14 protein-coding genes are annotated in these 13120 nt (G+C 46.5%); 6 read left to right on the plus strand and 8 right to left on the minus strand.

Features of this window, described 5'->3' with window-relative positions; all coding sequences use genetic code 11:
* Positions 1-164: 164 nt before the first annotated feature.
* The 4 genes from rfbC to rfbA form a co-directional block, all read right to left on the minus strand.
* Positions 165-773, minus strand: a complete 609-nt coding sequence (rfbC, locus tag NCY30_RS13580) for a dTDP-4-dehydrorhamnose 3,5-epimerase (RefSeq protein WP_006428576.1) — start codon at positions 771-773, stop codon at positions 165-167.
* 91 nt (positions 774-864) lie between these two features.
* Positions 865-1806: a dTDP-4-dehydrorhamnose reductase gene (rfbD, locus tag NCY30_RS13585; protein WP_250818810.1), complete on the minus strand. Its 942-nt coding sequence runs from the start codon at positions 1804-1806 to the stop codon at positions 865-867.
* Between the two features lie 2 nt (positions 1807-1808).
* Positions 1809-2837 (minus strand): dTDP-glucose 4,6-dehydratase, encoded by a 1029-nt coding sequence (gene rfbB, locus NCY30_RS13590; protein ID WP_006428578.1) that lies wholly within the window; start codon positions 2835-2837, stop codon positions 1809-1811.
* A gap of 42 nt (positions 2838-2879) precedes the next feature.
* Entirely contained in the window at positions 2880-3776 is an 897-nt protein-coding gene (gene rfbA, locus NCY30_RS13595; protein ID WP_055213659.1) for a glucose-1-phosphate thymidylyltransferase RfbA, read from the minus strand.
* 1256 nt (positions 3777-5032) lie between these two features.
* Here rfbA and NCY30_RS13600 point away from each other — a divergent pair.
* Complete coding sequence (locus NCY30_RS13600) at positions 5033-6253, plus strand: MFS transporter (RefSeq protein WP_002584949.1); 1221 nt, start codon at positions 5033-5035, stop codon at positions 6251-6253.
* Between the two features lie 80 nt (positions 6254-6333).
* Here the strand turns inward: NCY30_RS13600 and NCY30_RS13605 are convergent, their stop codons facing one another.
* A complete protein-coding gene (locus tag NCY30_RS13605; RefSeq protein ID WP_002575858.1) occupies positions 6334-7134 on the minus strand; it encodes a helix-turn-helix domain-containing protein in 801 nt (266 codons plus the stop codon).
* A gap of 78 nt (positions 7135-7212) precedes the next feature.
* Positions 7213-7476 (minus strand): hypothetical protein, encoded by a 264-nt coding sequence (locus tag NCY30_RS13610; protein ID WP_002575859.1) that lies wholly within the window; start codon positions 7474-7476, stop codon positions 7213-7215.
* A gap of 228 nt (positions 7477-7704) precedes the next feature.
* Between NCY30_RS13610 and NCY30_RS13615 the strand changes: the two genes are divergently transcribed.
* The 5 genes from NCY30_RS13615 to NCY30_RS13635 all read left to right on the plus strand — a co-directional run bounded on the left by NCY30_RS13615 (position 7705) and on the right by NCY30_RS13635 (position 11545).
* A complete protein-coding gene (locus NCY30_RS13615; RefSeq protein WP_002575860.1) occupies positions 7705-8118 on the plus strand; it encodes a cysteine-rich VLP domain-containing protein in 414 nt (137 codons plus the stop codon).
* Positions 8119-8229: 111 nt separating this feature from the next.
* Positions 8230-8625 carry a replication initiator protein A gene (locus NCY30_RS13620; RefSeq protein WP_002575861.1) on the plus strand — a complete coding sequence of 132 codons (396 nt, stop codon included), beginning with the start codon at positions 8230-8232 and terminating at the stop codon, positions 8623-8625.
* A gap of 173 nt (positions 8626-8798) precedes the next feature.
* The gene (mobV, locus tag NCY30_RS13625; RefSeq protein WP_002575862.1) at positions 8799-9743 is read left to right on the plus strand and encodes a MobV family relaxase; all 945 of its coding nucleotides are present in this window, start codon (positions 8799-8801) and stop codon (positions 9741-9743) included.
* A gap of 40 nt (positions 9744-9783) precedes the next feature.
* The gene (locus NCY30_RS13630) at positions 9784-9939 is read left to right on the plus strand and encodes a hypothetical protein (protein WP_002575863.1); all 156 of its coding nucleotides are present in this window, start codon (positions 9784-9786) and stop codon (positions 9937-9939) included.
* A 94-nt stretch (positions 9940-10033) separates the two neighbouring features.
* On the plus strand, positions 10034-11545 hold the full coding sequence (locus NCY30_RS13635) for a recombinase family protein (RefSeq protein WP_002575864.1): 1512 nt from the start codon (positions 10034-10036) through the stop codon (positions 11543-11545).
* Positions 11546-11634: 89 nt separating this feature from the next.
* On the opposite strand, the gene NCY30_RS13640 is transcribed toward NCY30_RS13635, so the two are convergent.
* Together NCY30_RS13640 and NCY30_RS13645 are read right to left on the minus strand one after the other, a co-directional pair.
* Complete coding sequence (locus tag NCY30_RS13640; protein WP_250818811.1) at positions 11635-12819, minus strand: MerR family transcriptional regulator; 1185 nt, start codon at positions 12817-12819, stop codon at positions 11635-11637.
* A 38-nt stretch (positions 12820-12857) separates the two neighbouring features.
* Positions 12858-13120, minus strand: a 263-nt coding sequence (locus NCY30_RS13645) for a hypothetical protein (protein ID WP_331476583.1), incomplete at its 5' end; no start/stop codon positions are given.

Here is a 13120-nt window from a genome sequence, read left to right on the forward strand (position 1 = left end):
TATTGTAACATATAGTTAATAATTGAGCAATATTTATATTCTTAATATTATATGAATAACAGTTTAAGATAACAAAAAAGCTCCGGATTCGTATGATCCGAAGCTTTTATTATCTTAAATCTACAGAACCTGCCACTGGCAGCTTCTTTCGAACGCATGGCGATTTAAAAATGGAATGTATCTTTTAATCCAACCCAGAGCTGATCTTTTTCGCTTAAGTTCAGCGCAGTTCCATCTTCCAGTGCATATCCTTCACCGGAAGCTGTTCCTTTGTACTCTCCTGTCAGTGTCGGCCACTCGATACCGATCTCAGGATCGTTCCATGCAAGACCGCCTTCATCTCCCGGGTGATAGAAGTCTGTACATTTGTAGCAGAACTCAGCAATATCACTCAATACCAGGAATCCATGTGCGAATCCTTCCGGAATATAGAACTGTTTCTTATTTTCTTCTGTCAGCTCCACACCGAACCATTTTCCGTATGTCTCGCTGTCACTTCTTAAGTCTACAGCAACATCAAATACAGAACCTTTTACGACTCGTACCAGTTTGCCCTGTGGAAATTCTTTCTGGAAATGTAATCCTCTTAAAACTCCTTTTGTTGAGCATGACTGATTGTCCTGAACAAACTGCATTGTAAGTCCGGCTTCCTCCATGTCTTTCTGGTTATATGTCTCCATAAAGTATCCTCTTGCGTCACCATGTACTGTTGGTTCAATTACACAGAGTCCCTGGATACCGCCTGCGTTTTTTTCTACTTTAATCTGTCCCATTATTACGTCTCCTTATTGATTTAAATGATTTATACGTGAGTCAATCCCAGCCACATCATGTGGCTGAGATTATTCTTCATCTATATAAAATTTAGAATTCGATTTCTTTCAGGTATCTTCCAAGCGCATCCTGCCATGTCGGAAGTGGAGTAAATCCATTTTCCACAAGTTTACTCTTGTCCAGTCTGCTGTTGAAAGGTCTTGCTGCTTTGGATACACCGTACTCTTCTGTTGTTACCGGCAGAACTGTCACCTTGTCTTCGCCGTATTCGTCATGACCAAGCTCTGCTGCCTGGCGGAAGATTTCCTTTGTAAAATCATACCAGCTGATATATCCGCCTTCATTTGTTGCATGATAGTAACCATATTTATCAGTCTCGATCATGTCAACGAGAAGTCTTGCAAGGTCAAATGTATAGGTTGGTGTTCCGATCTGGTCATTTACAACTTTCAATGTATCGTGTGTCTTTGCTACATTGAGCATTGTCTTGATAAAGTTCTTACCGTTCTTTCCGAATACCCACGCGATACGTACGATGAAGTACTTATCCAGCGTCTCCGATACCGCAAGCTCTCCGGCAAGTTTTGTCTCTCCATATATATTCAGTGGTTTGTAATCCTTACAGTCAGGTTCCCAGGCTTTCTCTCCCTGTCCGTCAAATACATAGTCTGTACTGATGTATACCATCTTACAGTCTAACTTTTTACACACATCTGCAATATTCTTTGTTCCTGTTGCATTGACAGCTTTTACGATGTCTTTCTTATCTTCATCTTCCGCAAGATCAACGGCTGTCCATGCCGCACAATGTACCACTACATCCGGCGCAGCCTCTGTCAGGACTTTTTCTACCGAAGCTGCATCTGTGATATCCATCGGTACATACGGCATTGTTGTCACCGCTGTACCATCCTGAATTCCGCTGTATGTTTCTTTGATGTCCGAACCGATTCCCTCATATCCGCGGGATGCCAGTTCGTTCATCACATCATGACCAAGCTGTCCGCCAACACCCGTCACTAATACTTTCATTCTTAAATCTCCTCTCGGTGAGCATACATTTTCTCATAATAGTTCTGGTATTCTCCGGAAATGATTGTCTCCCACCATTCCTTGTTCTCAAGATACCATTTGATTGTCTTCTTAATACCATCTTCGAATTTAGTCTCTGGAAGCCATCCAAGTTCATTGTGGATCTTAGTCGGATCAATTGCATAACGCATGTCATGTCCCTTACGGTCTGCAACATGTGTAATCAGACTTTCCGGTTTTCCAAGTTCTTTGCAGATGATCTTAACGATCTCGATGTTTGTCTTTTCATTGTGTCCACCTACGTTGTACACTTCTCCGACTCTTCCATTATGGATGATCAGGTCGATTGCTTTGCAGTGATCTTCTACATATAACCAGTCACGTACATTCAATCCTTCTCCATATACCGGAAGCGGCTTGTCATTCAGTGCATTGGCGATCATCAGAGGGATCAGCTTCTCTGGGAAGTGATATGGTCCATAGTTATTAGAGCATCTGCTGATCGTTACAGGCAGTCCGTATGTTCTGTGATAAGCAAGAACTAACAGGTCTGCTGCTGCCTTAGATGAGCTGTATGGGCTGCTTGTGTGGATTGGTGTCTCCTCTGTGAAGAACAGGTCTGGTCTGTCAAGCGGCAGATCTCCATATACTTCATCTGTAGATACCTGATGGTAACGTTTGATACCATATTTTCTGCAGGCATCCATCAGAACTGCAGTACCTTTAATGTTTGTATCCAGGAATACTTCCGGATTTTCGATAGAACGGTCTACATGACTTTCTGCTGCAAAGTTTACAACCATATCTGGTTTCTCTTCTTCAAATAATTTGTAAACTGCTTCACGATCTGTAATGCTTTCTTTTACAAAACGGAAATTCGGATTGTCCATTACAGGCTCCAGTGTAGATAAGTTACCTGCATATGTCAGGCAGTCCAGACAAACGATGCGATAGTCCGGGTATTTGTTTAACATGTGAAATACAAAGTTACTTCCGATAAATCCGGCTCCTCCGGTTACAATAATTGTCATTTTTTGCTTTCTCCTTTTTTGTATCATTTCTTAGTATAGATTTTAGTACAGATTTTCTTTATATTTTCCATCCAGGACGTCTTTTAAGTACTGTCCATACTGGTTCTTCTTCAGAACTTCATATACTTCCATTACCTCGTCCTTGCTGATCCATCCGTTCAGGTATGCGATCTCTTCCAGGCATGCGATCTTACGATGCTGATGTGTCTCAACAGTCTTAACGAAGTTCGTTGCATCAACGAGACTTTCGTGTGTACCTGTATCCAGCCATGTAAATCCCTGTCCGAGAAGTTCTACATTCAGATTTCCCTGTTCCAGATATACACGGTTCAGATCTGTAATCTCCAGTTCTCCACGTGCACTTGGTTTTAACTCTTTTGCATATTTTACAACGTTGTTGTCATAGAAATACAGTCCTGTTACACAGTAGTTACTCTTTGGCTGTGCCGGTTTTTCTTCGATGGAAATAGCTTTTCCTTCGTGATCAAATTCTACGATACCGAAACGTTCCGGATCATCTACATAATATCCAAATACAGTAGCTCCCTTTCCGGTCTCTGCATTCTCAACAGCAGCTTTCAGACGTTTATTCAGTCCATGACCTGCAAAAATGTTATCTCCGAGAACCATTGCTACTGTATCATCACCGATGAATTCTTCTCCGATGATAAATGCCTGAGCAAGTCCGTCCGGGCTTGGCTGTACTGCATAAGACAGATTCACACCAAACTGATGTCCGTCTCCTAACAGTTCTTGGAATCTTGGTGTATCCTGTGGTGTTGAGATGATCAGGATATCACGAATGCCTGCGTTCATCAGCACTGACATTGGATAATAGATCATCGGCTTGTCATAGATTGGCAGTAACTGCTTTGATGTTACCATTGTTAATGGATACAGACGTGTGCCTGAACCACCTGCTAAAATAATTCCTTTCATTTCAGGAACCTCCTCGTTTTGTATATTAGGTTATCAAGTTCTAAGGTTTTCTAGTCTCTGTTTTTCGTGTTAATTGTATTATAAAAGGTGACCTTAGGTCACTTTCAAGTACTTTTTTTATTTTTTTGTAACTTTCTTGTAATATTTAAGGCGTTTTAGGAATTACACTGCATTTCAAAAACGAGATTATTAATTCAGACATTTAGGTCAGTTTACAAGGAACTACACGCAGACCGTGAAACGGGCTGCTGACAACAAACGGCGCTATGCTCCCGGCTGGGTGCATAGCACCTGTTTGTTGCGGGGGTTTCCAAAGGGGGCAGCGCCCCATTTGGCACACGACTTTGCGGAGCAAAGTGTAGTGTGTTATACGCTCTGTCGGCGTTGCCCTGAAAATACCGTTGCCGCCGGGGAGGGCAAGGGCATTTGACGCGGCAGGAAAGCAGGGCTTTGTTTGGGGCTGGTAAGCCGGAAACAAAGGGCTGATTTCAGCAGCAGACAGGGCGTATTATGAAAGCCCCCGTCCCTCGTCCTCCGCCCCCGGCCTATGGGACAAAAAGTCCCAAAGCTCTGGACACCGTGACCAGATGTGTGGCCACACTCCGGGAAAAGTAGCAGGACGGCAGGAAACCGTCAAGGCTGAAATGAATGGGCTGACGCCCGGCCTTGACCGTTCCCCGCCGCCCCGCTGGATGGGTGGACAAGGTGGCCAATCCCTAAAAGTGTTTGGCCGCACTCGTTCATTTTGGGGCCTTTCTTCTCCCAAAATTGAAATGGGCGGGAAAGCCCTAAAATGGCTTTCCCGCCTTGATTACCCATTAGCAAAGACGGGCGAGACTGTCAACGGCGGCGCTGAAAGCGCCGTTCATCTTGACCGTTGACTGGCTCGCCTGGCTTTGCTACTGCCCGTAAGAGATGGAAAAACAAGATGGAAAACAAGGTTAAAAATGGTTGACAAGTCTATCGGATGTGTGTTATACTGTGCGACAGTTTGAGATTGGAAGGAGGCTTACGTGTGTTAATTTGTGTACGCTAATAAGCAATAAAAAGTAGAAGTACCTTTCCACATGATGGTGGGCTTTTTTTGCGTGCGTATGCAAAGGAACACGTAGGTTTGACACGAGCAGTCTTTGAACTGTATCGTGGTGTTTTTTCGTGCTTTGTTGTTATGCAGGCGTCTGCCCTCTCTGTGGGACAACGCCTGCTTTTTATTGCAGAAACAAAGGAACAATGCAATAAAAAAGGAGGTTCGCATTATGACCCAAAACAACAATTCATGGAGAAAAACTTATTTTACACTTCTTGCCGGACAAGCAATATCCTTTATTAGCAGCGGTATTTTGCAAATGGCCATTATCTTTTATTTGGTTGCGAAAACTAATTCTGCAATCATATTGACGGCGGCAACACTGATTGGATTTTTGCCGCAAGCCTGTTTAGGCCCGTTTGCAGGTGCTTTTGTTGACCGGCACAGCCGTAAAAGCGTAATGATTGGTGCGGATTTGATAATTGCCGCCGCTGGCGGTATTCTGGCGCTGGTGGCGTTTTACATGGAATTGCCCGTATGGTCTATTATGGTTGTCCTGTTAATCCGAAGTGCGGGAACTGCTTTTCATTCTCCAGCATTCAGCGCAGCAACACCTATGATTGTGCCAAAAGAGGAACTTACAAAATGCGCTGGTTACACGCAGACCATGCAAGCAGTAAGTGCGATTATCAGTCCAGCTGCCGCAGCGTTTTTATATGCTGTTTGGCCTCTTAATGCAATTATATTGTTAGATATTGTGGGTGCAATCCTTGCCTGTGTGACTGTTGCGATTTCGTCCATACCAACGCCTGAACTATGTCCAGAAACGAAAAGACAACAGTTTTTACAGGATATGAAAGAGGGGTATGTGGTATTAAAGCAAAACAGGGGCCTCTTTGCTCTGCTCTGGATTGGTGTAATTTATATGTTCTTTTATATGCCAATCAGTACGCTTTTTCCTCTCATCTGTATGTCATACTTCAAAGGAACACCGGCCCATGCCTCTGCCGCTGAAATTGCTTTTGCGGTTGGTATGCTGCTTGGCGGAGTCATTCTGAGCATTTGGGGCGGTTTTAAGAAACGGCGGTACACCATCGGTCTTTCCGTTCTCCTGATGGGCGTTAGCAATATGCTCTCCGGGCTTTTGCCGCCAGACGCATTTCTTGTCTTTGTTGTGTGCTGTACTGTTATGGGAATTTCCGCTCCATTTTACGGTGTGCAAAATGCGATTTTTCAAGAAACGGTCAAACCAGAATATCTGGGGAGAGTTTTTTCTCTACTGACAAGCGCCGCTTCCCTCGCCATGCCGTTTGGCCTTGTCATTTCCGGGCCTCTGGCGGAGCGGCTGGGAGTTGAGAAATGGTTTGTCATTTGCGGAATTGGCATTATCATCGTTGCGCTTGCCGTATTTTTACTACCCGGTTTGAGAGAGATTGACAATACGCAATAATCAACTGCACCTTTTTCTATTACTAAACAAAATGCCTGGATGGTGGTTCTGAAAAACCAGAACCGCCGTTCAGGCATTTTTTATCTTCGTCCTCTCTGCGGTTTTGGATTCTTCAGCAAGTCGGATTTTTCCGCAATCTTTTTCAGCCACTTCCGTTCTTCTACTGACAGCTTCCTAAAATTCAGCTTGAGCCGTTTGCAGATAAACGCCAAGTACGCTTGTTCCGTGTCGCTGTCCTGGCTGACGATTTCACCAGCAGTTTCCAGCATTTCTTTTAGCGGGTTATCCTCTGGGACGCTGAAAAAATCGTCCTTGTGTGTTTCCCGCAGAGCAAGGGCAATCCCGTTTATGTCCCGTTGTATCACATAGCGGCAAAACTCGTCCTCATCAATATGGGCGGTGATAAGCTGTCTTAACTGCGTATCACTCATGCCAGGATTATGCTTTTTTATAACAGTTGCGCTCATCGTGTCCACTATGGCGTTTGCACCCTGCGCCTGTTTCAGTGCCGTTCCGTTCACATAGATTTCAAGGTCAGCCATCAGCCGGGGGAAATCCGGGTGCGCCGCCAGCTCACACAGCAGGGTATTGTCTATCCTCCCGCTTTTCAGCAGGTCAATCATTTCATCACTCAAACGCAGGTCTGCAAGATCGGCGTTTGGGTGATTTTTCATTTCAGACAGCCCCAGCAGATAATCAGCGGTCACACCGTAAAACTTCGCCAGCCGGATAAGGGCATAGTGGCTGATGTCCTTGAAGTCTTCCGTTTCGTAACTGCCCAGCGCAGACTTGGAAAGCCCGGTCTGCTCCGCAAGCTGCCCCAGCGTCAAGCCACGCTCCACACGTAGGTCTTTTAATCGCTCTTGTATGGATAAAGACATATTCACCCTCCTTGCTAGCTCAACGAAAGAGAAGCCGTTATGCTATGTACTATGCTCATAGCATAACGGCATAGGCATTTACAGTTTTATTTTACCATTTGCTACATCTTCACGAAATTTATCAACAAGCTTCGCTGTCAGCTTGGATTTACCGTAGTGTTCAAGTACAAAAGTACGATAACTTTTTCCATCTACAAGCACATCACTTTTTCTGGTCAACAACCAATTTCCGTTACCTCCTCCCTGTTCTCTAATATTCCAGTCTTTCCCATATCTTTTATAGATTTCATCTTTTTTACCTTGAACAGACATTGATTCGCTTGGAATATAAACAATTTGCATAATAGCTCCTCCTTTATTTTGTGCAAGAAGACCAGAAACCTGAATTTGTCTTTTATCTTTTTTTGATTATATCACAAATCCGAGAGCGTGGAAATAGGGAGTTTTTCAGGCTGATTTCCTACCTCTTGGATATACGGCACAGGCGGTCAAAAAGGTGTAGACTTGGGATAGTTCATCGATGGACAAGCACCTTGGAAACAGAACACGCCAAAGAAAACGGAGGGACGCATGAGCAAAAGACCCTATCAACACCTGCCGCCGCTGGAACACAGGCCGGACGGCTCCCCCTACCGCATAACCCCGCCCCAGAAGAGACGAGCCAGCGGCCTGATACGCCGGGAGTGCTGCAACTGCGAGGACGGAAACTGCCTTGCGCTGGACGATGGCGACACCTGCGCCTGTCCGCAGATGATTTCGTTCTCCGTCTGCTGCAAGTGGTTCCGCTGGGCGGTCTTGCCGCTGGACAGGACGCTGGAAGCGGAGATTTACCGGGACAGGGACTTGAAACGCTGTGCGGAGTGCGGCGGTGTGTTCGTCCCGAAGTCCAACCGGGGCAAATACTGCCCGGACTGCGCCGCCAGAGTTCACAGGCGGCAGAAAACAGAAAGTGAACGGAAAAGGAGGTCTGCTGTGGACAGTTAAGAGCGGGAAAAGCCTTGATTTGCAAGGCTCCGCAAGCCCTCAACCGGGGCGGCTGGTATCATTTATCATTCGCCCCGGAAAACGGGCCTCTAACCGTCCACAAAACACGCTATGACAAACACGATTTATATTCACCAGCCGGAAAAGGCGTTCAGTTTCACCCGGCTCCCCAATTTCCTTTTTGAAGCACCCACATTCCAGCCCTTGAGCAACGAAGCGAAGGTGCTGTATGCCTTTGTCCTGCGCCGGGCGGAGTTGTCCCGGAAGAACGGCTGGGCGGACGAGTACGGGCGGGTCTACCTGTACTACCCCATCTGCGAGGTGGTCGCTTTGCTCCGCTGCGGGCGGCAGAAAGCGGTCAACACCCTGCGGGAGTTGCAGTATGCGGGGCTGGTGGAAATCCAGAAACAGGGCTGTGGAAAACCCAACCGCATTTACCCGAAATCCTATGAAGCGGTTCCAAACACCGACTTCAAGAAATCCGGTTATGGTACGCCGGAGGGCTGAAAACCGTACTTGGCGAGTACGAAAATCAATCCTCTTGAAGTACGGAAATCTGACGGTATATAGAAATACAGAGATTAAAACCATCTATTTACATTCATTCCATTCCAATCCTATCAGAGATATTTTCGGCGGGAAAACCCGCCGGAAAGGAATGGAATGGGGAAAGGAGTTCAATGGCACAACACGCAATTTTGCGATTTGAGAAGCACAAGGGCCACCCGGCGGGGCCGCTGGAAGCCCACCATGAACGGAAAAAGGAGCAGTACGCCAGCAACCCGGACATTGACACCAGCCGGAGCAAGTACAATTTCCACATCGTCAAGCCGGATGGCCGCTACTACCATTTCATTCAGAGCCGCATCGAGCAGGCCAGATGCCGCACCCGCAAGGACAGCACTCGGTTTGTGGACACGCTGATTACCGCCAGCCCGGAGTTTTTCAAGGGCAAGTCCCCAAAGGAGATAGCGGCCTACTTCCAGAGGGCGGCGGACTTCCTCATTGACCGGGTGGGCCGGGAGAACATCGTTTCGGCTATGGTACACATGGATGAAAAAACGCCCCATCTGCACTTGGTCTTTGTGCCGCTGACAAAGGACAACCGCCTGTGCGCCAAAGAAATTATCGGCAACCGGGCCAATCTGACGAAGTGGCAGGACGATTTTCACGCCTGTATGGTGGAGCAGTACCCCGACCTGGAGCGTGGGGAAAGCGCCAGCAAGACGGGCCGGAAGCATATCCCCACCCGGCTGTTCAAACAGGCGGTCAACCTCTCCAAACAGGCGAGGGCCATTGAAGCGGTTCTCTCCGGCATTACCCCGCTGAACGCCGGAAAGAAGAAAGAGGAAGCCCTCTCCATGCTGAAAAAGTGGTTTCCGCAGATGGAGAACTTCTCCGGGCAACTGAAAAAATACAAGGTCACAATCAATGACTTGTTAGCGGAAAATGAAAAGCTGGAAGTCAGGGCAAAGGCCAGCGAAAAAGGCAAGATGAATGACACGATGGAACGGGCGAAGTTAAAAAGCGAACTGGACGATATGCGGCGGCTGGTTGACCGTATCCCGCCGGAGATTTTAGCGGAACTGAAACGGCAACAGCGGCAGCATGGAAAGGAAAGGTGATCTTATAAGTAATATCAGATACAAAAAGGAAATCGAAATCGTGACTTTTCAGGGAAAGGAAATCACACTGGAAAATCTCTCCCCGGTGTTCACGCCGGAACAGGAAGCAGCCAAACGCCGGGAACTGGAACAGCAGCTTTATGAGGTGTTCCGCAAGTACGCCGACAAGCGGGAGAGTGAGGAAGCCGGGACATAAGGTTTTCCAAACCCATCATTGATTTGCGGGGCTGCTGGCGGTATAATAGAACTGTCAGCAGCTCCGTTTCTTTTTTAAGAAAAGGAGCGACAATATGAACAATCGGATAGACGCAATCTATGCAAGACAATCGGTAGACAAAAAGGACAGCATTTCCATTGAAAGCCAGATTGAATTTTGCAAATACGAGTTGAAAGGCGGTAACTGCAAGGAATACACAGACAAAGGGTACAGCGGCAAGAACACAGACCGTCCGAAGTTTCAAGAACTGGTGCGGGACATCAAGCGGGGCTTGATTGCAAAGGTCGTGGTTTACAAGCTCGACCGTATCAGCCGTTCCATTCTGGACTTTGCCAACATGATGGAGCTGTTCCAGCAGTACAATGTGGAGTTTGTGTCCTCTACGGAAAAGTTTGATACCTCCACGCCGATGGGACGGGCCATGCTGAATATCTGTATCGTGTTCGCCCAGCTTGAACGGGAAACGATACAGAAGCGGGTAACGGACGCTTACTACTCCCGCAGTCAGCGGGGCTTTAAGATGGGCGGGAAAGCCCCTTACGGCTTCCATACGGAGCCTATCAAGATGGACGGTATCAACACAAAGAAGCTGGTGGTAAACCCGGAGGAAGCGGCCAATATCCGGCTGATGTTTGAGATGTACGCCCAGCCCACAACTTCCTACGGGGACATTACCCGGTACTTTGCCGAACAGGGGATTTTGTTCCATGGCAAAGAGCTGATACGCCCCACGCTGGCGCAGATGTTACGCAATCCTGTCTATGTGCAGGCAGACCTTGATGTGTACGAATTTTTCAAAAGTCAAGGTACAGTCATTGTCAATGACGTTGCCGATTTTACGGGCATGAACGGCTGCTATCTGTATCAAGGGCGAGATGTAAAGGCCAGCAAGAAAAACGACTTAAAAGACCAAATGCTGGTACTGGCTCCCCATGAGGGTATCGTCCCCTCCGACACCTGGCTGACCTGCCGCAAGAAGCTGATGAACAACATGAAAATCCAGTCTGCCCGGAAAGCCACCCACACATGGCTGGCAGGAAAAATCAAGTGCGGGAATTGCGGGTATGCTCTTATGAGTATCTACAATCCCTCCGGCAAACAGTATCTCCGCTGCACGAAACGGCTGGACAATAAAAGCTGTCCTGGCTGTGGGAAAATCATCACTTCGGAACTGGAAGCGGTTGTTTATCAGCAGATGGTAAAGAAGCTGGCAAGCTACAAGACGCTGACAGGAAAAAAGAAAGCGGCAAAGGCAAACCCGAAAATCACCGCCCTGCAAGTGGAACTTGCCCATGTAGACAGCGAGATTGAAAAGCTGGTGGACAGTCTGACGGGGGCAAACAATGTCCTGTTCTCCTATGTGAATGTGAAGATAGCGGAACTGGACGGGCGCAAGCAGGAACTTCTGGCAAGGATAGCGGAGTTGACTGTGGAGGCCATCAGCCCGGAACAGGTCAGCCAGATTTCCGGCTACCTCGATACCTGGGAGAATGTATCTTTTGATGACAAGCGGCGTGTGGTGGATTTGATGATCACCACCATAGCCGCCACAAGCGACAGCTTGAACATCACATGGAAAATCTGACTGGCGGCACCCCTCCCGTCAGATACCTACCCTGTGTAGTCCCTTGTAAACTGTACTTTATTTCATTATACATAACATTTCTATTATTCTCAACCAATATACCCAACAAAAATCCCGGCATCTTTCGTAATGTGGAACCCGCCTTCCGTCTTCTTACGCACATAAGACTGGAACTCCTTGTAATGATCCAGAATATACTGTCCCTGATTTCCATGGCACGACAAGATATAAGAAATCAATGGCTCCGGTTCCGGCACGATAAGCGAATCCTCATACCGCCTCCACTCTATCTTTTCAAAATCCTTCTTAAGAATCTCTTCTCCGTTCTCTTTCCCAAAACGCTCATACAGATTCTTTGCCGCCAGTACGATCCGGTCATCGAACTTCTGGACCAGTTCACTGACTTCTCTCATATGATCATTGCCATATGTACTGCAGACAAATCTTCCTCCCGGCTTCAATACACGTTTTACTTCCTTGCAGACTTTCGGAATATCCTCGCAATAAAACAACACATGATTGGCAATTACAAGATCAAATGAATCCTTATCATAAGGTATTCTTCCCGCATCAAATACATGGAACCTGAACCTGCTGTCGTCTGCACCGATCGTACGCCTTGCATCTCTTAACATTCCATCCGATATATCTGATACTACAATCTCCGTCTGTTCCGGGATCTTATCCCTGTCCACGTTCCAGAGTGTACCATCTCCACATCCCAGCTCCAGAACCTTCATTCCCGGCTTTAATTCCAGTTGTTCGAAAATCCATGGAAACCATCCTTTCGTATTCTGTGAATACAGGCTATGTAGATTAATTCTTGCGGAAATATTTGACGCATCCTGATACTGGTTCTTCATACTTTTCTCCATGCCGGTCAGATGGATCAGATTCAACATCTGGCTCCAGTCGATGGAATGTTCTTTCTGTATCAGATCCGACGTGTCCTGAATTGCCTGTTCCACCAGCTGCATCTGTTCGATGCGGTCACGGACTAATTTCAACTGAATGTTAAGAGAATTGAGCATGAAGTGATAGTCTGCATCATCGATCGTCATATCACGGATATCGTCCAGCGAAAATCCCAGATACTTTAATAATAATATCTGCTGTAGTCTTGCGAAGTCTTCGTCTGTGTAGAATCTTGCGCCCGCTTCTGTGACGTAAGATGGTTTTAATATATTCTGTTTGTCGTAATAGCGAATTGTCCGCAGGGTCACGTGGGCCATGCGGGCAAATTCACCGGATGAATAGTAGCCTGGTTTTTTCAATACTTTTCACCTTCTTTAAATTCTGTCATACATTTTTATTAAGCAATATTTTTCTTTCGTGCTCTTCCTAAAGACATGATTGTTTTGCATACCTGTTTTAAAACAACAGCCGAAATACCGGTCGCCGCCAAAATTGCAATCAATAATATTACTCGCATCATCACCGTCGCATCTGCCGGTACAAACTTTATAAACAGGCAAATCGTAACATGGTGTGTCAAAAAGGCCTCATATGAAATGCCGCCAATAAATTTCATCACCTTGTTTATAATATTTATTTTCATTAAATAAGTACCAATAC

Source organism: Dorea sp. MB18-49 (assembly GCF_023669465.1).
Lineage (GTDB): Bacteria > Bacillota > Clostridia > Lachnospirales > Lachnospiraceae > Dorea_A > Dorea_A longicatena.

Excerpts from the sequence above, each read along its gene's own strand:
- rfbC (WP_006428576.1), bottom strand. The coding sequence starts at position 773 with ATGGGACAGATTAAAGTAGAAAAAAACGCAGGCGGTATCCAGGGACTC.
- rfbD (WP_250818810.1), bottom strand. The coding sequence starts at position 1,806 with ATGAAAGTATTAGTGACGGGTGTTGGCGGACAGCTTGGTCATGATGTG.
- rfbB (WP_006428578.1), bottom strand. The coding sequence starts at position 2,837 with ATGACAATTATTGTAACCGGAGGAGCCGGATTTATCGGAAGTAACTTT.
- rfbA (WP_055213659.1), bottom strand. The coding sequence starts at position 3,776 with ATGAAAGGAATTATTTTAGCAGGTGGTTCAGGCACACGTCTGTATCCA.
- NCY30_RS13600 (WP_002584949.1), top strand. The coding sequence starts at position 5,033 with ATGACCCAAAACAACAATTCATGGAGAAAAACTTATTTTACACTTCTT.
- NCY30_RS13605 (WP_002575858.1), bottom strand. The coding sequence starts at position 7,134 with ATGTCTTTATCCATACAAGAGCGATTAAAAGACCTACGTGTGGAGCGT.
- NCY30_RS13610 (WP_002575859.1), bottom strand. The coding sequence starts at position 7,476 with ATGCAAATTGTTTATATTCCAAGCGAATCAATGTCTGTTCAAGGTAAA.
- NCY30_RS13615 (WP_002575860.1), top strand. The coding sequence starts at position 7,705 with ATGAGCAAAAGACCCTATCAACACCTGCCGCCGCTGGAACACAGGCCG.
- NCY30_RS13620 (WP_002575861.1), top strand. The coding sequence starts at position 8,230 with ATGACAAACACGATTTATATTCACCAGCCGGAAAAGGCGTTCAGTTTC.
- mobV (WP_002575862.1), top strand. The coding sequence starts at position 8,799 with ATGGCACAACACGCAATTTTGCGATTTGAGAAGCACAAGGGCCACCCG.
- NCY30_RS13635 (WP_002575864.1), top strand. The coding sequence starts at position 10,034 with ATGAACAATCGGATAGACGCAATCTATGCAAGACAATCGGTAGACAAA.